Here is a 19,753-nt window from a genome sequence, read left to right as displayed (position 1 = left end):
CGGTTATCGGTATTCGACTGCTCCATGCTCACCGGCCCCGCCATCGTTCGGCCTGCCTTCACGCGTCTGGACAGCATGAAGTGACACAGCTGTATAAGCGGGGACAATTCGACCACAAGGTCACGACGGCGAGCGGCCCTACCCCTGCCGCAGCACCCCAATTGTTACCAAGAGGTGAGGATCGTTACCCCCTCATCTGAGGGCCGCGAGCACGTGTTCTCGCACCTGGATGCGCTGCTGCTCATCGAGGAGGGGACGGCCTGTGCGATCCGCCACATAGAAGACATCCACCGCTTCTGCGCCCAGAGTCTCCACACGGGCGGCGCGTACGTCAAGACCGCACTCGCCGAACGCGCGGCCGATCCGCCACAGCAGGCCGGGTCTGTCATGCGCCCGCACCTCCACCACGCTCGCGGTGAGGGACGCGTCGTCCACCAGGGTGACCCGGGGCGGCGCGACCGGCACCCGGGACGGGCGCATCGACCTCGCCCGCCGGGCCAGGCGCTGCTCGATGTCGAGCCGTCCGGCCAGGACGAGACGCAGGTCGGCCTCCAGCGTCGCGGGGTCGGGCGGCGTGCCGTACTCGGGGACGACGACGAACTCGATGACGGCCGTCGACCCGGCGGACGCGGCGGAGGCGGAGCGGACCGCCATGCGGTGCGCCGCGAGCACCCCTGCCGCCCGCCACAGCAGACCCGGCCGGTCGGGCGCTACCACGGTGACCGCGCTTCCGTTCACGCGCACCGCGCCGCCGCCGTGCCGGGCGAGCGCCGCCTGCTCGGGGGAAAGGGCGGGCGCGGGCGCCGGCGGCGTGCCGGACAGCACCGACCGCACCCGCCGGACCAGGTCGGAGACCAGGGACGCCTTCCAGGAGTTCCACGCGGCCGGGCCGGTGGCGTTGCCGTCGGCCACCGCCAGCGCGGACAGCAGTTCGAGCACCTCCCTGGACCCGACGGCCTCCGCGACCCTGGAGATGGTGACCGGATCGTCCAGGTCCCGCCGGGTGGCGGTCTCCGGCAGCAGCAGGTGATGCCGCACCACGGTCGCGAGGATCTCCACGTCGGCCGGGGGGAGGCCCATCCGGGTGCCGATGTCCCTGGCGACGATCTCCCCCGTGGTGGAGTGGTCGCCCGGCCAGCCCTTGCCGACGTCGTGCAGGAGCGCCGAGATCAGCAGCAGGTCGGGGCGGGACACCTCCCGGGTGAAGGCCGCGGCCCCGGCCGCGGTCTCGATGAGGTGCCGGTCAACCGTGTAGCGGTGGACGGGGTTGCGCTGGGGGCGGTGCCGTACGCGCTCCCAGTCGGGGATGAGCTTCACGAGCACACCGGCCTGGTCGAGCTCCTCCCAGACCGGTACGGCCGCGCGCCCCGCGCCGAGCAGCGCGACCAGCGCGCCGCGTGCCTCCGGGGGCCACGGCACGGGCAGCGGCGGCGACTGGGCGGCGAGCGCGGAGACCGTCGCGGGCGCGAGCGGCAGCCCGGCCTCGGCGGCGGCCGCGGCCGCGCGCAGCACGAGCGTGGGGTCGGTGCGCGGATTGGCGCCGCGGGCCAGCACGACCTCGCCGCCGTGCTCCACGACACCGTCGGCGAGCGGCCTGCGGCCCCGGGGCGCGGGACCGGTGAGCAGCCGGTCGACCGTCCGCCAGGTGGCGTCGAAGGCGTGGGAGACGGTCCGGCCCGCCTCGGCCAGGCGGCGCATCAGCGCCTCGGCGTCCAGCAGGCCCAGCGTGCCGGCGACCGCGTCCTGCTCCTGGAGCACCAGGCGGTCGGTGCCGCGCGCGGTGACGAGGTGCAGCCCGTGCCTGATGTCCAGCAGCAGTTCGTACGCCTCGCGGACCCGCGGGCCGGGCGCCGAGGCGACCCAGGCGGCGGCCACGGCCTGCATCGCCTGCACGTCGCGCAGGCCGCCCCTGGCGTCCTTGAGGTCGGGTTCGAGCAGGAAGGCCAGCTCGCCGCCGGACTCGGCACGCTTGTCGGCCGACGCGCGCAGCTCGGCCAGCCTGCGCCGGGAGTCCGCCCGCCACTCGGCGAGCACGGCCTCCCGCACGGCCCTGGTCAGCTCGGGGTCCCCCACCACGTGCCGCGCCTGGATCAGGCCCAGCACGGCCTTGAGGTCCTCCCTGGCGACCTTGACCGCCTCGTCCACCGTACGGACCGAGTGGTCGAGGCCGATCCCGGAGTCCCAGATGGGGTACCAGATGCGGTCGGCGATCCTCGCCACGTCGTCGCGGCCGTTGTGCAGCAGGACCAGGTCGAGGTCGCTGCCCGGGGCGAGCTCGCCCCGCCCCAGGCTGCCGACCGCGACCAGGGCGACCCCGCTGATCCCGTTGGGGCCGGCCCCGCCGTGCCCGATTCCACTGTGCTCGATTCCAGTGAGGCCGGTCCCGTGGGAGGCGGCGGGGCCGCGCTCGTCGGGGAAGCCGCCCTTCCCTCCCGATCCACCCTCCCGCGCGTACGGCCGCGTGGCCGCCGTGCGGAACAGATCGGTGAGCCATCTGTCGATGTCCGCGGCCCGGTCCTTGCGGATCGCGGCGAACGAGCGCGCCTCCCCTCTCATCATCCGGTTACAGCGCCTCCGGCCCGCGCTCCCCGGTGCGGACCCGGACGACCGTGTCCACGGGGACCGACCAGACCTTGCCGTCGCCGATCTTGCCGGTCTGCGCCGCCTTGACGATGACGTCGATGACGTCCTCGGCGTCGTCCTCCTCGGCGAGGACCTCGACCCGGACCTTGGGCACCAGGTCGACCTGGTACTCGGCGCCGCGGTAGACCTCGGTGTGGCCGCGCTGCCGGCCGTAGCCGCTGGCCTCCGAGACCGTCATGCCCTTGATGCCGAACTGCTCCAGGGCGGCCTTCACGTCGTCCAGTTTGAACGGCTTGATGACTGCGGTGATGAGTTTCATGCGTCGACCTTCTTCGCAGGCGCGGGCACGGGCCCGTTGACGGAGGCCACTCCCGAGGAGTGGACGGTGCCGAGGTCGTACCCGGTCTCGGCGTGGGTGGTGATGTCGATGCCGGTGACCTCCTCCTCCTGGTTGATCCGGAAGCCCATCGTCTTGTCGATGATCTTTCCGATGACATACGCCATGATGAAGGAGTAGAGGCCTACCGCGACAGGACCGAGGGCCTGCACGCCGAGCTGGGAGATCGGGCCGCCGTAGATGAGGCCCTGGTTCTGACCGTCCGCGAAGGGGTAGCGGGCGATGATGCCGAGCGAGACCGCGCCGATCGCGCCGCCGACCAGGTGCACGCCGACCACGTCGAGCGAGTCGTCGAAGCCGAGGCGGTACTTCAGGCCCACCGCGTACGCGCAGACCGCGCCGGCGATGAGACCGAGCACGATCGCCGCCCACGGGTCGACGAAACCACAGGCGGGGGTGATGGCGACGAGGCCGGCGACCGCGCCGGAGGCGACGCCGAGGGTGGTGGAGTGGCCGTCGCGCAGCTTCTCCACGAGGATCCAGGCGCCGGCGGCGGCCGCCGTGGCGACCTGGGTGTTCATGAACGCGAGACCGGCGGTGCCGTCGACGGCGAGCTCGGAGCCCGCGTTGAAGCCGAACCAGCCGAACCACAGCAGGCCGACGCCGAGCAGCACCAGGGTCAGGTTGTGCGGCCGCATCGGGTCCTTGCGCCACCCGGTCCGCTTGCCGAGCACCAGCGCGAGCGCGAGGCCGGCGGCGCCCGCGTTCACGTGGACGACGGTGCCTCCGGCGAAGTCCTCGATGCCGAGGCCGGCCAGCCAGCCGCCGCCCCAGACCCAGTGGGCCACGGGGAAGTAGACGAGCGTCGCCCAGGCGAGGCCGAAGACGACCCACGCGCCGAACTTCGCCCGGTCGGCGATCGCGCCGCTGATGAGGGCCACGGTGATGATGGCGAAGGTGAGCTGGAAGGCCGAGAACACCAGGCTCGGCATACCGGTTCCGTCGTCCTTGGTGGCCGTGTCGACGAGGCTCTGCAGACCCAGGGCGTCCCCGCCGCCGATGAGCTTGTTGACGACGTTGTCCCCGTCGCCGAAGGCGTCGAAGGCCAGCGAGTGGCCGTACAGGACCCAGGCGATGGTGACGGTGATGATGCTGACGAACGACATCATCATCATGTTCAGGACGCTCTTCGCCCTGGTCATGCCCCCGTAGAAGAACGCGAGCCCGGGCGTCATCAGCAGCACCAGAGCGGTGGCTGTGATCATCCAGGCGGTGGTGCCGGTATCGATCTTCACCGACGCGGCCCTCCTTACAATTTGGCGTGTGGCCGGTTATCGCTCCCGCAGTGACTTCCTCCCGGGCGACCTTGGCCGGCTGGCGCACTGACGTTGGCGACAGCGTGTTCTTCCGCCGTTTCAGCCCACGACCCTGCGTGTTTCACATGTGTGAAACTCGCCACCATCGTGTTTCGGGCCGGTTTCGGACGTGCTGAGAACGACAAAACGCGCACCCGGAAGGGGTGCGCGTCGTCGGCCCTCCACTAGGGTCGATGCGACCGGCCGCCAAGTGGCCGAGGGCTGTGTTCTATTCGTACGCGCCACCACCGACCCCGACCGGACTGCCGTCCTCCGCTCCGAACGCCCTGGTCACAGCAGATCTCTGGCCGAATCGTAGACCTTCGCCAGCGCGATCATCAGATGGCGGCGCTCGGTCTCGGTGAGACCGGCGGTGATCTTCTCCTCCAGGCTGCGGCGCTCGGCCTCGACCGGTCCCCGAAGCGCTCGGCCCGCGTCGGTCAGCCAGAGCCTCACGAGCCTGCTGTCGCGTTCGTCGCGGCGGCGGACGAGCAGGCCGGCGGCGCTCATCCGGGTGGCCATCTTGACGACGGTAGGCGTGGTGACGTGCAACGCGGCCGCGATCTCACCGGGTGTGCCGCCGTCGCGCTCCCACAGGGCCGCCAGCAGGTGATCCTGCCCCTGATGCAGGCCATGGCGGCGCATGGCCGTCTCGGCCAGCGCACGCAGCGCCTTCGTCGTTTTGCTGTGCAGGTCGAGGAACTCGGCCACCGCCACCTCCGGGCGACAGATCGATTGACGGCTAATCATTTACCGGCTAACGTTCCCCCGCGCGCTATTCGCTAGACGGCAAACGATTAGGAGCATCATGTTACTGGTGACCGGAGCCACCGGCAGAATCGGCCGTGAGCTGGTCCGCGAGCTCGACGCGAGGAACGCGGAGTTTCGCATCCTCGTCCGCGACCTCGCCCGCGCGGCCGACCTGCCCGCAAGCGCCGAGCGCGTGCTCGGCGACCTGAACGAGCCCTCGACGCTCGCCCCCGCCTTCGACGGCGTCGACCGGCTCTTCCTGCTCACCCCGGGCATCGGCGTGGACCAGGCCGCGAACGCCGTCACCGCCGCACGCATCGCCGGAGTGCGCCACATCGTGCTGTTGTCGTCCATCTGGGTCTTCGGAGATCCGGTGCCCGCCATGGGCCGCTGGCACCACGAACGCGAGCGACTTCTGCGGGCATCCGGCATACCGGTCACGATCCTGCGTCCTGGCGGCTTCATGACCAATGTCCTGGAATGGGTGCCGTCGATCAGGGAGGAGGGGTTCGTCCTCGACCCGATCGGGCCGGGCCGGTCCGCCCCGATCGATCCGGCCGATATAGCAGCCGTCGCCACCCTCGTGCTGACCGAGAACGGCCATGAAGGCCAGATCTATACCCTCACCGGTGACGAGACGCTCACCATCGCCGAGCAGGTCCAGATCATCGCCGCCACCGTCGGCCGCCCCATAGAGGTCCGCGCGGCCGCCACCCCTGAGGAGATCGTCCGGTCCCGCTACCCCGACGGCGCGCCGAAACCCCTTGCCGACGCGATCCTCGAAGCCGCGGCGCTCATGCGCGCGGACACGACCGGGGTCTGCACCGACACCGTGCGACACCTGCTCGGCCGCCGCCCCCGCACCTTCTCCGACTGGTGCGCCCGGAATGCGCACGCGCTGCGGCTCGACGGCGAACCCGAGTAGAGGCGGCCGGCAGCCGGGGACGCCCCCTCTCTGCGTGACTGCGTGACTGCGTGACGAACTGACAACGCCCACGGACGACCGCGGACACCGACCTTCGTTGCTTGGCCGAGCGCAGGCCGCCGGTTACGCGGCGCTGGCCATCTTGCGCAGCCGCACCAGCGCGTCGCGCTCGATGCGCCGGGCGCGGTCACGGCCGATGCCGTAGCGCTCCCCCACCTCGGTGAGGGTGTGCTCGCGGCCGTCCACCAGGCCGTACCGCCAGCGCAGCATGTCGCGCATCTGGCCCTCGAGGCCGGTCAGCCACTGCTCCAGGCGCTCCTTCTCCAGCGTGTCCATGGCCTGCTGCTCGGGATCCGCCCAGGTCTCGTCGGCGATCATGTCGCCGAGCTCGGTCTCGTCCTCGTCGCCCACGCCGAGCTGGAGGGAGACCGGGTCGGAGGCCCAGCGCCGCAGCTCCTGCACCCGCTCGATCGGCAGGTCGAGCACCTCGGCGAGGTCGGCGTCGGTCGGCTCGGCGTCGAACTCCGCCAGCATGTCCCTGCGCACCCGCATGAGCCGCGTCATCTGCTCGCCCGCGTGGGTGGGCAGCCGCACCGGCCGCGCCTGCTCGTGGATCGAGCGGCCCACCGACTGCCGGATCCACCAGGTGGCGTAGGTCGAGAACTTGTACCCCCGGCGGTAGTCGAACTTCTCCACGGCGCGGACCAGCCCGAGGTTGCCCTCCTGCACCAGGTCGATCAGCGGCATCCCCCGTCCGGAGTACTTCCTCGCGACCGCGACCACGAGCCGCAGGTTGGCCTGGATGAACTCGTCCTTCGCCCGCCGCCCCGAGATCGCGATGCGCTCCAGCTCCTCGTCGGTCGCGTCCGCGATCTTCGGCTCGCGCCGTCCGCTGTCGAGCAACTGCTCGGCGAACAACCCCGCCTCGATGCGCTTGGCCAGCTCGACCTCCTGCTCCGCGGTCAGCAGCGGGACACGGCCGATTTCGGCCAGATAAGTCCCCAGCAGATCCCGGTCAGAGACGTGCTGTTCCTGCGTCCGATTCCCCGTCGCCATCCGATGGCACCTCGTTCCGCCGCCGCGATATGCAATATGTGAGCCGGTGAGCCGGACGTGTCCGCCCCGCTCGGCACGGCCCCCGGCTTCCTGCTCCTGACCCGGACAACGGCCGGTCCATGGCAAAGATTCCCCAAACGGATACGACCGGGGAATGGTTTCTTTCTCCTCCCCAAGGAGGATGCGAGGCCGGGAAAAAAGGCGATTACCCAGGTTGCGAGGGCCTAAACGAGGCGGCGCCCCATCCGCCACACCTGCGCCACCAGCGGCACTCCCGGCCGGTACGCGAGGTGGACGTACGACGGCGCCTCCAGGATGACGAGGTCCGCGCGGGAGCCGATGGACAGGGTGCCGACGTCGGTGCGCCGCAGCGCCCGCGCGCCGCCGCGGGTGGCCGCCCGCACGGCCTCCAGCGGCGTCATGCCCATCTCGCGCACGGCCAGGGCGACGCAGAACGGCATCGAGGTGGTGAACGAGGAGCCCGGGTTGCAGTCGGTCGCCAGGGCCACCGTGACGCCCGCGTCGAGCAGCCGCCGCGCGTCCGGGTAGGGCGACCTGGTGGAGAACTCCGCGCCCGGCAGCAGGGTGGCGACCACCCCGCCGGCGGCGAGCGCGTCCACGTCGGCATCGGTGAGATGGGTGCAGTGGTCGGCCGAGGCCGCCCCCATCTCGCAGGCCAGCCGCACGCCCGGCCCCGGTCCGAGCTGGTTGGCGTGGACCCTGAGCTGCAGCCCGGACTTGCGGCCCGCCGCGAGCACCTCCCTGCTGTGCTCCTCGCCGAACGCGCCGCGCTCGCAGAACACGTCCACCCATTTGGCGTACGGCGCGCACGCCTCCAGCATCGGGCCGGTCACGAGCCGGACGTAGTCGTCGGCGGTCGTCTCGGGCGGGACGACGTGCGCCCCGAGGAACGTGGTCTCCTCGGTGAACTGGCAGGCGATCTCCAGGCTGCGGCGCTCGTCCTCCACGGTGAGGCCGTAGCCGCTCTTGATCTCGAACGTCGTCGTGCCCTGCATGGTCATCTCCGAGACCAGCAGCGCGGTGGTGGACACCAGTTCGGGGATGGTGGCGCGGCGGGTGGCGGCGACGGTCGAGCGGATGCCGCCCGCGGTGTAGGGCCGTCCGGCCATCCGCGCGGCGAACTCCTCGGTGCGGTCGCCGGCGAACACCAGGTGCGCGTGGCTGTCCACGAATCCCGGGATGACGGCGCGCCCCTCCACGTCGACCCGCTCGTCGGCGGGCGGGGCGTCGGCGGAACGGCCGATCCACCGGACCACGCCGTTCTCCGCGACCAGCGCGGCGTCCTCGATCTCCTCTCGCCCGGGGTCCGCCGTGTACAGCGACCCGATCCCCGTGAAAACGACTGATGTCATGCCGCTCGGCCCCACGTCTCCTGATCCTCGCCACCCCGCGAACGGCGCAAACCTCACCGGTGCAGCGGGGCGAGCGCGTCGCGCAGCAACGCGCCGATGTCGCCGAGCACGTGCCGCCCGTCCTCCACGATGCGCCGCCCGCCGGCGACGACCGTGTGCACGTCGGCGGTGGTGGCGGCGAACACCACGGACTCCACCGCCGACGCCTTGGTGGCGCCGGCCGTACGGACCGAGTCGAGCCGGACGGAGACGAGGTCGGCCCAGGCCCCCGCCACCAGGCACCCGGCGTCGGGGAAGCCCAGCGACGCCTGCCCGGCGGCGGTCGCGGCGTGCAGGAGCTGCGCGGCGGGCCAGTGCCCACGCTCGCCCGTGACCAGCCGTTCGTCCATCTCCACCGCCCTGGCCTCCTCGAACAGGTCGATGACCGCCTGGCTGTCGGTGCCGAGAGTGACGGGCGACCCGGCCTCCAGAAGCCTGCGGGCGGGGCCGACGCCGTCGGCGAGGTCGCGTTCGGTGGTGGGACACATGCACACGTGGGTGGTGGAGCCGCCGAGCAGCGCCACGTCCACGTCGGACAGGTGGGTGGCGTGGACCGCCGTCGAGCGCGGCCCCAGCGCGCCGTGGTCGTGCAGCACCTGGACGGGCGTCGCCGAGTAGACCTCGACGCACGCCTCGTTCTCGGCCTGCTGCTCCGACACGTGCGCGTGCAGCGGCCCGGTGTGCCGATGGGCGAAGTCGACGACGACGTGCATCTGCTCGGGGGGCACCGCGCGCACGGAGTGGATGGCCGCGCCGATCTCCACGTCCTCCTCGCCCTCGTGCGCCCGGGCGAGATCGTCGGCCCTGGCCGCCCAGCGCTCGGCGTCCCCGTCGCCGAAACGCAGCTGGGTGCCGGTGAGTGCGTCGCCGATGCCGCCGGTCAGATAGCAGGTGTCGAGCAGGGTGATGCGCAGCCCGGCCCTCCTGGCCGCCTCGACCAGCGCGTGACCCATCGCGTTCGGGTCCGCGTACGGCCTGCCCCCGGGCCCGTGGTGCAGGTAGTGGAACTCGGCCACGGTGGTGATCCCGGCGAGCGCCATCTCGGCGTACGTCGCGGTGGCCAGGGCGAGGTAGCGATCCGGGTCGAGCGCCTCGGCGACCGCGTACATCCGCTCGCGCCAGGTCCAGAAGCTGCCGCGTCCGGTCTGGGTGTGGCCGCGCAGGGCGCGGTGGAAGGCGTGCGAATGACAGTTGGCCAGGCCGGGCAGGGTGAGCCCGCCCAGCCGTACGGCTCCCGGGGGAGGCGCCGCCTCGGGCCTGATCTCCACGATGCGGCGGCCCTCGACGCCGACGACGACGCTCTCGACGACCTCGCCGGGCGGCAGCCACGCCATCTCGCACCAGTAAGTCACGTGCACCGGTCCTCCAGATGGGCGGCGTGGCGGTATTGCCACTGTAATGAACGTCCGTCCCCCACGTCCCGTGCGGCCGTCAGCGGGTCGGTCCCCCAGCCGGCCTTACGGTGATCTCGGTGACGTGGGCGTCGGGCGTGGCCGTCAGCGCGGCCAGCACGGCCCGCGCCACCGATTCCGGCTCCAGGTATCTTCCCGGCTCGTACGGCCCTCCCTCCTGGGCGCGGATGCCTCTTTGCATATCCGTGCCCACCCGCCCGGGGAAGATCGCGGTGACCCGGACGCCGTTGGCGTGCTCCTCCTCGCGCAGCGCGTCGCCGAACGCGCGCAGGGCGAACTTGCTCGCGGCGTAGGCGCCCCAGTTGGCGTTGGCCCGCTGCCCGGACCCCGAGTTGATCAGCACGACGTGCCCGCGGGCCGCCCGCAGCGCGGGCAGCAGCAGCCGGGTCAGCTCGGCGACCGCGATGACGTTGACCTCCATCAGCCGCCGCCACTCGTCGGCCCGGGTGTCGGCCAGGGACCCGACACTGGCGACGCCCGCGCTGTGGACCAGCAGGTCGAGCCGGTCGATCCCCTCCACGTCCGCGGGGGTGAGTTCGGTGAGCTCCACCGCCCAGGGGCGGGCCGCCGGCAGTTCCGCGCACAGCGCGTCGAGCGCGGTGCCGTCCCGCCCGCCCAGGAAGAGATCGCAGGTGGGGGCGAGGGCACGGGCGATCGCCGCCCCCACACCCCTCGAGGCGCCGGTGATCAGAGCCGTGGGTCGCATGGACCTCACCTTAGAGCGCCGCGCGGATCTTGCGCGCACCTCACCTCACCGCTGCGGGCGCGGTGTCTCCGGAGTGGGACGCTCCGAGCACATGGCGGACCGCATCACATAGATCGATCAAGTAGAGAGGTAAGCGGCGGGGCGCCCGGCCGGACCGGCCGGGCGCCCCGCCTCCGACCCGGGTCACCGGACGCGCCCGCACGCGCGATGGCTCCGGCAACCGGGCGGTGGTGAAGGAGAGGTTACGCACCTGCGACGTTCCCGGTTCCCGGTCGAAAGAAGCTGTGGCCCGGTGTAAGGGCTGCTCACGGCTTCGCCATCGGCGTGTGCGGAGATGACCGCCGGTCAGGACGAGACGAGGAACTGCGTGGCGGCGAGCTCGCGGTAGAGCGCGTCGGCCGCGACCAGCTCGTCGTGGGTGCCCCAGGCCCGCACGCGACCGGCCTCCATGACCACGATCCGGTCGGCTCCGGTCACGGTGGACAGGCGGTGGGCGATCACCAGGACCGTCGTCTCGCGCGCCACCTCCGCCACGACCTCCCGCAGCCGCATCTCGTTGACCGCGTCGAGCTGGGAGGTCGCCTCGTCGAGCAGCAGCAGCCTGGGCCTGCGCAGCAACGCCCTGGCGATGGCGACCCGCTGCCGCTCGCCGCCCGACAGCAGGATGCCGCGATGGCCGACCGGCGTCTCCAGTCCCTCGGGCAGCCGCTCGACCAGGTCGTCCAGGCGCGTACGGGCCAGGGCGCGGGCGACCTCCTCGTCGGTCGCACCGGGCGCGCCGAAGACGAGGTTCTCCCGGAACGTCCCCGCGAGCACGGGGGCGTCCTGCTCGACGTACCCGAGCATGGCCCGCAGTTCGCCGAGCGGCCAGTCGCGGATGTCGCGCCCGCCGACCGTGATCGCCCCCTCCTGCGGCTCGTAGAACCGCTCGATGAGGCCGAACACCGTCGACTTGCCCGCGCCCGAGGGGCCGACGAGCGCGGTCATGCCGCCGGCCGGCACCTCGAACGTCACGTCGTGGTGGACCACGGGCCGGTCCTCGCCGTAGCGGAAGACGACCCCGGAGAAGGTCACCCCGACAGGCTCGCCGCCGGCCCGCGCCACGGGTGCGGCGGCGGGCTCGGTGCGCAGCATGGCGATCTCCTGGATGCGGGTCACCGCGGCCAGGCCGTTCTGGATCTGGGTGAGGCTCTGGATGATCTGGCCGATCGGGGAGACCAGGTAGAACAGGTACAGCAGGAAGGCGATCAGGGTGGAGATCTCCATCTCCCCCGACGCGACCCGCGCGCCGCCCACCCCCAGCACCGCGAGGAACGCGAGCTGGACCGACATCCAGGCGCCGATGCCGGCCAGCGAGGTCCACGCGGCGGCGGTCACGCCACGGTCGCGCGCCTCGACGGCCGCCGCGCCCACCACCGCGGTCTCCCGCGCCTCCGCGCCGCTGGCCTTGACCGTACGGAACGCCTGGAGGGCGCGGTCGAGCCCCGAGCTCATCTCGCCGAGCGCCACCTGCGCCTGGAGCGAGGCCCGCCGGATGCGCGGCGCGATGGCGGCGCCCATGACGGCGACCAGGCCGACGACGGCGAGCGTGACCCCGAGCAGCAGGCCGTCCATGATCGCCATCATCACGGCGGCGCCGAGGAACATGAAGACGGCCCCGACCAGGGACGCGAGCGCGTCCGTGCACACGGCCCGCAGCAGGGTGGTGTCGGAGCTGACCCGCGACAGCAGATCGCCGGGCTTGAGCCGGTCCACGTCGGAGACCGTGAGCCGCAGGATGCGGTCCACCAGGCCCCGTCGCGAGTCGAGCACGATCGTCTCGCCCATCCGCTCCAGCAGGAACCGCCCGGCCGCCGAGATCAGCGCGCCGACCAGAACCGCGGCCGACAGCCCGAGCACCGGGCCCGCCAGCGCGCCGCCCGCGCCGAACGCGTCGATCACCCGCTTGGCCATGACCGGCATGGCGAGCCCGGCGAGGCTGCCGACGAGGCTGAGCAGGCCGCCCAGCAGGAGCACCCGCCGGTGGGGGCGCACCTGGTCGAGCAGCAGCCGCCAGGAGGCGCGCTCCCCCAGGGACGCCTTCGGCCGTGGCGCGGGCCGACCACCGTCAGGGCCGTCGCCCTCCATCCCCATGGAGCCCCCTTCGCGCGAACCCGGCGTGCGATCTTCCGGAGACCCTAGTTCACCGGAAACGCCGGTGCGCGCGGGGATTTCGACGTCCTGGATCAGTCCACGTCGGGGACGTCGAGGTCGAACTCGGCGTCGCCGTCGTCGACGCGGCGCAGCTTGATGTCCTCCGCCCAGGCGTACGCGAAGCGGCGCACGGCGGCGACGCCCTCCTCGTCCAGGCCGCCGAACGCCTCGTCGGCCAGCAGGTCGACGGTCTCCAGCCGCTCGACCAGGTCCTCCACCCGCCACTCGTCGTCGTAGCGCGCGCCGAGCTGTTCGAGCAGGCGGAAGGAGTACAGGCCGGACACCGCGGCCACGTCGGCGAAGTCGCGCGGCAGCCCGCGGTCCTGCAGGGCGCGGACCTTGAGGCCCACCGCGTCGTCCAGGCCGAGCACCCGGCAGGGGCCGACGTCGGCGGGGCGGTCGCGCAGCGGCTCGCGGAGCAGCGCGACCTCGCACGACTGGCCGGTGATCTCGTCGGTGACGACGACGCGGCCGATGCGGGCGCCGGCCTCGCACACCTCGGCCGACAGGCCGGTGCTCCCGAACGCTTCGGCCAGCGCCCGGCCGACCTCCGCCAGCGGGGCCTCGCCGCCGGTGGCGAAGGTGAGGTCGTCGACGGGGCGCGAGGTACACCCGTGCGCCAGCAGCGCGTAGCCGCCGGCGAGCAGCAGGCCGTAGCGGTCGAGGACGGGCCGCGCGTCCTCGATGAGGCGCAGGTGGAACGGCGGCGCCGGGAAGGCGGAGGACGCGGTCACCACCTCAGTATCGCCCGCGCACCCACCGTGACGATCCCTCATCCCGGCACCCCGTAGAACAGGCGGATCTCCCGGATGGTGTCCATGATCTCGTACCACGTGAGGCACAGGTCGGCCTCGGCCTCCTCGCCGTGTGCCTCCGCCGCCATCAGCCGGTCCCCTGTCAGCAGGGCCGCCTCCCGTTTGAGTTGTGCCGCCATCCGTTGGAACACGAACCGCTCGCGAGACTCCATTGCCGCCCCTCCCGCCCCCCCAACAGCTCTTACCTAGCGTGAAATACCCACAGAACCGGCCGAAATGCTCTTTGAGCGATCAACACACGTCCCGGTAGGGCGTTCCTGGCAGATAGCGCGCCCATTCCTCCCTGGTCAGGGTCCGCCCCGCCCGCGCGCACACCGCCCGCACCATCGGGTCGCCGCCCACGGGCAGCGTGTAGAGCGTGCCGCCGGTGTCCGCGATGTGAAGGCGGGATCCGTCCGGGCCGAAGGCGAGCGTCACGACGACGACGTCCTCCGGCAGCTTGAGCGCGGCGCCGATACGGCGCCTGCCCCGGACGTCCCAGAGTTGGAGCGTCGCGCTCTCGCTCACCGTCGCGAGAACGTCCCCACGCGGGGAGAAGGCCATCGCGCCGATCGTCTCCATCGTCCCGTGCAGCGCCGGCGGCAGCGGGGTGGGTCCCTTCGCGCTCCACAGGAAGACGCGCCCGGTGTACCCGCCCACGGCGATCAGCCCGTCGGCGGGGCTGACCGCGAGAGTGGTATCGGAGGTGAAGGAGCTCCCGGCCTGCTTGCCGGTGACCGCGTCGACGAGTCGGCCGTCGGTGACGACGGTCCGGCCGTCGGGCTCGAAGGCGATCTCGGCGATTTCCCCGTCGACCCGCGTGCTCGCGACCGGCCGGCCGGTCCTGGCGTCCCACTCGCCCAGACGGCTCTCGTTCTGCGCGGTGATGTGGTCGTTCGACTCCTCCCGGAGCTGCGCGTCCCTGTCGGCCTCCTGGTTCACGCGGCTGAGCGACGCGGCGAACAGCCGCCCGTCAGGGGTGAAGGCGCCGCCGTACAGGACGAAGCCGGGCGGCATCCCGTGCTCCCACAGCGGCTTCAGGGTGGCGACGTCCCATGCCCGCAACCGCTCGTGGACCGTGTTCTGCGTGATCAGCGTACGGCCCGCCGGGTCGGCGGCCAGATATTCCCAGTCCGACGAGTCGGGCAGCACGCCGGCGTATCGGCGCCGCCGCGCGTCCCACAGCCGGAGGGGGCCCGTTTCGCCCGCCCGTGCGACCACCCAGCGGCCACCGGGCCCCACCACGCTGTCCATGGCCTTCCCGGGCAGGTGAACGGCCTCCGCCCGGAGGCGGATGTCGAGGGTGACGACGGTGTTGTCCTCGAGGAGGTAGCGCAGGGTGTGCCCGTCCGGGTCGAGACGGGCGTCCTGGACGTCGTCCTCGGCCTGGTAGGCGAACACCTGCCGCTGGTCGGCGGTCCGCCACACGCGCATCGTCCTGCCCGCGAACCCCAGCAGGAACGCGCCGTCCGGGCCGAACCTCAGCCCGGACGTCGCCGCGCTGCCGGGTCCGGCCGCTCCCTTGTCCGCCCAGCGCCACTCGTCCACGTCGAGGGGCACGGGTCTGCCCGTGGCCGTGGACACGAGGGTGACCGTCCGTCCCGCGCAGGCCAGCGACCGGCCGTCCCCGCTGACCGCCACCGCGCCCAGGACTCCCGGGCACGCCTTCCGGAAGCGCGGGTCCGCCGTCCCCGAGGGAAGGCGCCGCACGGCGAGCCTGCCGGTCTCCCTGTCGAGGACGGCGGCGAGCCTTCCCGAGGGCGACACGACGGGCACGGACATGGGCCAGCCGCCCTCGCCACCCACCGCCCGGCCGAACGTCGCGCCGCTCACGAGGTCCCAGACGAAACCGTTGGAGCCCTCCCGTACGGCGAGCATCCGGTCGCCGTCCCCGAATTCCACGTCGCCGTCGACGCCGGCAGGCGTGCGGAGCCGCGCCCGGAGCCTGCCGGTCCGCAGATCCCACACCAGGATCCAGCGCTCGGTGAACACGGCGGCCGCCTTCCCGCCGGGGCTCAGCGCCGCGTCGGTCTGGATCTCCTCGCGGAGCTCCGGAGCCGGCACACGCCGCAACTCCCGCCCGCTGACCAGGTCGTAGAGGCGGATCTCACGGTCCGACACCGTGACGAGTCGCCGCCCGTCCGGGCTCAGCGCCTCGAGCCCGTCCCCAGGCGGGCGGAAGACGGCGACCTCCGGCTGCTCGTAGGCGGCCGTCAGGCTCGACCGGGCCTCGGAGCCGCCGTCGAGGCGCCAGGCCGCCACGCTCAGCAGCATGGCGGCGGCGGGGTCGGTGGTCCGCAGGGTCCCGGCACGCAGCGCCGCCTCCCGGCCGTTGGCCCGGTCGCGCTGGGCGGAAATCTGGTCGCGCTGGACGGCTATCCGGCTGCCCTGGTAGGCCGCCAGGCCGCCGCCCGCGAGCGACAGCGCGAGCAGCACGGCCAGGGCGGTCGTGAGCAGACGGCGGCCACGGGCACGCCGGCGGGTCAGCGCGGCCGACGCGTCGAGGAACTCGCGTTCCAGGGCGTTCAGGGCGAGACGCCGTCGGCCGGTGGCCGCCCAGCCCACGGCCGCGTCCAGGCGGCCGCCCTGCATGAGGTCGGCGGGACGGCGACCGGCCGCGGCCCACTGCCGGGCCCGCAGGCGGATCTCCGCGTGCACCGGCAGGCCGTCCCACTCGTCCGTGAGCCAGGCCCGCAGCCTGGGCCAGGCGCGCAGCAGCGCCGGGCGGCCGAGGCCCACCTCGCCGTCCTTGCGCGACAGCACATAGGCGAACATCCTGAGCACCTCGCCCGATCCGGGCGGCAACTCGTCCTCGGCCGCCCTGCGGGTGGCGAGCTCGCCCTCCGGGCCCACCGCGACCATCCGGAGGAAGATCTGCGGCACCAGGTCGCGCTCCACGGGGCCGAGCGCGTCGTACGCGTCCTCGGCGAGCGCGCCCAGCGCGGGGTCGGGATCGCCCTCCGCGTGCACCGCCCGCGCCGCCCGGCTGCCCTCCGCGAGCAGCCGCGCCGTGTCCACCCGCGAACCCCCGCTGATCAGCGCCATCAGCAGGTCGCGGGCGGACGGGCGGGCGGACGGTTCCTTGACGAGAGCCGCGCCGACCAGCGGGCGGATCGGCTCCGGCAGCACGGACAGGTCGGGATCGACCGACAGCACGCGGTGCATCACCCCGCCCAGGCTCTCCGCGCGGAACGGATCCTCGCCCGTGGCCGCGAACAGCACGATCCCGCCCCAGGCGAACACGTCGGCGGCCGGCCCCGCGCGCTGCCCGGTGAACACCTCCGGCGCCATGTACGTCGGCGTTCCGGCCACCAGGCCGGTGCTGGTCAGCGACATCTCCAGAGTCCTGGCGACGCCGAAGTCGATCACACGGGGGCCGTCCGGGCCGAGCAGCACGTTGTCGGGTTTGAGGTCCCGGTGGACGACGCCGGCGTCGTGGATGGCGGTCAGCGCCGTGGCGATCGCGGTCGCCAGCCGGTGCAGGCCGTCCCCGGCGAAGACCTGCCCCTCCTGCACGGCCCGGCGCAGGCTCCGCCCCTCGACGTACTCGCTGACGATGTACGGCCTGGGCCCGTCCAGCTCGGCGGCGATGACCGGCGCGGTGCAGAACGACGCCACCCGCCGGGCGGCCGCGGCCTCCCGGCCGAACCGCTCCCTGAGCTCCGGGTCAGTCGCGGCGTCGCCGTGCAGCACCTTGACCGCCACCCGGCGGCCCTGGCCGTCGTACGCCTCGTAAACGACGCCCTGGCCGCCGGAGCCGAGCCGCCCCGACAGCCAGTAGTCCCCCAGCCGCTCCGGATCCTCGGGCAGCAGCGTCCCCGTCATGCGTCCACCCCCCCGCGCCGGCACGTGGGATTGGACGCCGACGGGCGCGAAAGGGTTCTGCCGGATCCTCGGCGCGTACGCGGATTTCGATCACATCGCGGCGGGCATCGTCACCATCGGTGCCAGGAGAAGACGAAGCTGACGCCGAAGACGAGCATGGCGAGCAGGAGGGCGATCCCCACGAAATTCCCGGCCAGCCCACCCAGGCCGGTGTCCTCCTCGCTCCTGACGACGTTCACGCTCTCGGGGTCGTAGACGATGCGGACCTTCTCCCCTGTCGCGTACCAGCCGGAGATCTCCTCGACGTGCCGTTGCGTGCCCACCGTGAAACCGATCTTCGTGTAGTTCACGGTGATGGGATGGCCGTCGGTGTCGTTCCATGTCTCCGACCGGGTGGAGAGGGCGACGCCGGTGGTGCGGACGCCGTGCCGCCCGAGGTCCAGGGCCGACACGATGTCGAAGACCTGAGCGACGAGCATCACGATCAGGATGCCGAACCAGGCCGCGAAGAACGCGAACGACCCGACACCCGATAAAGAACGCCGGGATAACCATCGAGCCATCAGTCACAGGCCCCCTTGGCGAAGGCGATCGGGAAAGGCGCGGCTGCCGCCCTGTCTCCTACGACTCCTCCCCGGCCCCGTAGGTTCGGTGACGGTTCACGGTCGCCGCGAGGGGAGAGGTCCCGGCTTCGGGGGTGGCCGGTGGGACTGCGCGCCCCGGGGCGCAGCCCCGAGGCGCACCCGGCGTGATCGCCGGAAAGCTCGGCACGGCATCGGCACCTGTCGCGCAGGCGCGCGGAAACACCCGGGCAGGTGAGATGTTCCCGCGCACGGTCCCGCCGCGGAGCCGCTCCGCGTCAGCAGTTGTGCAGGGCGGAGAACTTGCCCGGCCACTTCCAGGACCAGTTCCAGGTGTGACCGGGGGCGTAGTACGTGCACTTGAAGTCCCTGCGATGGGCCAGGATCACCTTGAACCAGTGCCCCGCGCCACAGCCGTTGGTCACGCTGAGGTGGTCCGTGACGCCGCTGCTCGACAGGTGCCAGTGCACGCACCCCGGAAGAGGGCTGCGCGCCTGGGCGGTGGCCGCGGAGGCCACTCCGCCCGTGGGCAAGAGCAGCGCGGCGACTCCCGCGGACGCCGCGATGGGGAGTGCGATCTTCTTACTGAGTCGCATGGCTTCTTTCTCCTGTCTCCGGTGAAGCAGTTCGCCTGGACTCGGGCCAGGCATGGCCAGCTCACCTGGGAAGACAGGTGTCCGACAAGCGACGCAACAGAATTGGACGCGATTGGCCGATCTTGTACGGCAGGCGTAGAAGTGAACCGCCAGAGGGGACCATGTGACCGTCCCGTTCCCGTCCCTGGAAAGGTGGGTCCACACATGGGCGACGCGGTGACCTCGCCTCCGCCGGATCCGGCGTCGGCAGACAGCGCTCAGGAATTCATCGACTTACTCAAGCGGCTCAGGACCTGGGCAGGGCAGCCCTCACTGCGCCGCTTGCGTCACCTGGCCGGCCGCTCGACCACCTCCGACGGCCACGAGGTGGACGCCCTGCCGTCGAGCACCGTGTCCTACACCCTCAACGGCCGGGGGCTGCCCGGCCTGCCGCGGCTGGCCTTCGTCGAGGCCTACGTGGCGGCCTGCCTGTCCGCCTGCGAGCTGTCGTCCGCGGAGATCGAGGCTCAGATCGCCCGGTGGCAGGACGCCTGGCGGCGAATAGCCAGCCCTGGTGATCACGAGCCCGCCATGGAGCAGACCAAGGGACAGGCCGAGGAGACGACACCCTCGGATGACGCCCGGGGCCCGTCCTCCGAGTCGGCGCTCACTGAGCCGACTCTCACCGGGCCGACGTCCATTGGGCCGAGCCGTACCCGCGTCCTGTCGGCCGGCCTCGCCGGGCTCGTGGCGGGCGCACTGATCGCCACGGTTGTGACCCTGTTCCTGAGGCCCGCCGGCAACGAGATCCCCTTGGTCCGTGGTGAGGATCCCAACCGGTGCGACGCGCCCAGCGTCTGCTTCTACGACCGCGGGCAGACCGGCCGGTTCCACGACGTCACCGACGACTACCAATCCCTCAACGACAGCCGTGACACGGTGGCCATGGTCAACCCGCGCAAGGACGACGTGGTGTGGCTGCGCTGGGAGGACGGTCACAGCGAGTGCACCATGCCGTTCGCGACCTACCGGCTCGCCCCGGGGGTGGCCGAGATCCGCATCAGCCGCGACTACCGCTGCCCTCCGGACGAGAAGGGCAAGCGTCGCGCCGTCCTGGACCCGGCTGCGGTGGTTCCGGCGCCCCTGCCCCCCTGCTACGTCACCGCCTCCCGGCGGCAGGCGACCGAGGAGACGTCATCGGCCTCGACGGTGCCGACCGGAAGATCCCGGTCCGCTACGTAGGTCGGCT

At 72.3% G+C, this 19,753-nt stretch carries 16 protein-coding genes; 2 read left to right on the top strand and 14 right to left on the bottom strand.

Annotated features, from left to right (window positions below; translation table 11 throughout):
• Positions 1-192: 192 nt before the first annotated feature.
• From FH610_RS19635 to FH610_RS19620, 4 genes are all read right to left on the bottom strand, one after another.
• The gene (locus FH610_RS19635) at positions 193-2,559 is read right to left on the bottom strand and encodes a [protein-PII] uridylyltransferase (RefSeq protein ID WP_240809066.1); all 2,367 of its coding nucleotides are present in this window, start codon (positions 2,557-2,559) and stop codon (positions 193-195) included.
• 4 nt (positions 2,560-2,563) lie between these two features.
• The gene (locus tag FH610_RS19630) at positions 2,564-2,902 is read right to left on the bottom strand and encodes a P-II family nitrogen regulator (RefSeq protein WP_030510869.1); all 339 of its coding nucleotides are present in this window, start codon (positions 2,900-2,902) and stop codon (positions 2,564-2,566) included.
• Positions 2,899-4,215: an ammonium transporter gene (locus tag FH610_RS19625; RefSeq protein ID WP_139575954.1), complete on the bottom strand. Its 1,317-nt coding sequence runs from the start codon at positions 4,213-4,215 to the stop codon at positions 2,899-2,901. Before FH610_RS19625 ends, FH610_RS19630 begins: the two co-directional genes overlap by 4 nt.
• Positions 4,216-4,566: 351 nt before the next feature.
• Positions 4,567-4,986: a MarR family winged helix-turn-helix transcriptional regulator gene (locus FH610_RS19620; RefSeq protein WP_139575953.1), complete on the bottom strand. Its 420-nt coding sequence runs from the start codon at positions 4,984-4,986 to the stop codon at positions 4,567-4,569.
• Positions 4,987-5,092: 106 nt separating this feature from the next.
• Between FH610_RS19620 and FH610_RS19615 the strand changes: the two genes are divergently transcribed.
• A complete protein-coding gene (locus tag FH610_RS19615) occupies positions 5,093-5,950 on the top strand; it encodes an SDR family oxidoreductase (protein WP_205825891.1) in 858 nt (285 codons plus the stop codon).
• A 123-nt stretch (positions 5,951-6,073) separates the two neighbouring features.
• Here FH610_RS19615 and FH610_RS19610 read toward each other — a convergent pair whose 3' ends face one another.
• The 10 genes from FH610_RS19610 to FH610_RS19565 form a co-directional block, all read right to left on the bottom strand.
• Positions 6,074-7,006, bottom strand: a complete 933-nt coding sequence (locus FH610_RS19610; protein ID WP_139575951.1) for a sigma-70 family RNA polymerase sigma factor — start codon at positions 7,004-7,006, stop codon at positions 6,074-6,076.
• Positions 7,007-7,230: 224 nt separating this feature from the next.
• Positions 7,231-8,379, bottom strand: a complete 1,149-nt coding sequence (hutI, locus tag FH610_RS19605; protein ID WP_139575950.1) for an imidazolonepropionase — start codon at positions 8,377-8,379, stop codon at positions 7,231-7,233.
• Between the two features lie 53 nt (positions 8,380-8,432).
• Complete coding sequence (locus FH610_RS19600; protein ID WP_139575949.1) at positions 8,433-9,776, bottom strand: formimidoylglutamate deiminase; 1,344 nt, start codon at positions 9,774-9,776, stop codon at positions 8,433-8,435.
• Between the two features lie 73 nt (positions 9,777-9,849).
• Positions 9,850-10,536, bottom strand: coding sequence for an SDR family oxidoreductase (locus FH610_RS19595; protein ID WP_139575948.1), 687 nt, complete (start codon positions 10,534-10,536; stop codon positions 9,850-9,852).
• Between the two features lie 345 nt (positions 10,537-10,881).
• Positions 10,882-12,669, bottom strand: a complete 1,788-nt coding sequence (locus FH610_RS19590) for an ABC transporter ATP-binding protein (RefSeq protein ID WP_139575947.1) — start codon at positions 12,667-12,669, stop codon at positions 10,882-10,884.
• A 92-nt stretch (positions 12,670-12,761) separates the two neighbouring features.
• Complete coding sequence (locus FH610_RS19585; RefSeq protein ID WP_240809065.1) at positions 12,762-13,463, bottom strand: hypothetical protein; 702 nt, start codon at positions 13,461-13,463, stop codon at positions 12,762-12,764.
• A gap of 38 nt (positions 13,464-13,501) precedes the next feature.
• Positions 13,502-13,696: a hypothetical protein gene (locus FH610_RS19580; protein ID WP_139575946.1), complete on the bottom strand. Its 195-nt coding sequence runs from the start codon at positions 13,694-13,696 to the stop codon at positions 13,502-13,504.
• Positions 13,697-13,775: 79 nt separating this feature from the next.
• Entirely contained in the window at positions 13,776-17,348 is a 3,573-nt protein-coding gene (locus FH610_RS19575) for a serine/threonine-protein kinase (protein WP_139575945.1), read from the bottom strand.
• 110 nt (positions 17,349-17,458) lie between these two features.
• A complete protein-coding gene (locus FH610_RS19570) occupies positions 17,459-17,911 on the bottom strand; it encodes a DUF3592 domain-containing protein (protein ID WP_139575944.1) in 453 nt (150 codons plus the stop codon).
• Between the two features lie 296 nt (positions 17,912-18,207).
• Positions 18,208-18,525, bottom strand: a complete 318-nt coding sequence (locus tag FH610_RS19565; RefSeq protein WP_139575943.1) for a hypothetical protein — start codon at positions 18,523-18,525, stop codon at positions 18,208-18,210.
• Positions 18,526-18,729: 204 nt separating this feature from the next.
• Here FH610_RS19565 and FH610_RS19560 point away from each other — a divergent pair, with 204 nt between their 5' ends.
• On the top strand, positions 18,730-19,746 hold the full coding sequence (locus tag FH610_RS19560; RefSeq protein ID WP_139575942.1) for a hypothetical protein: 1,017 nt from the start codon (positions 18,730-18,732) through the stop codon (positions 19,744-19,746).
• Positions 19,747-19,753 lie beyond the last annotated feature (7 nt).

The sequence above is a fragment of the Microbispora catharanthi genome, from assembly GCF_006334915.2.
GTDB lineage: Bacteria > Actinomycetota > Actinomycetes > Streptosporangiales > Streptosporangiaceae > Microbispora > Microbispora catharanthi.
The sequence above is the reverse complement of the archived record's forward strand: the minus strand, read 5'-3'. Positions and strand labels throughout refer to the sequence as shown.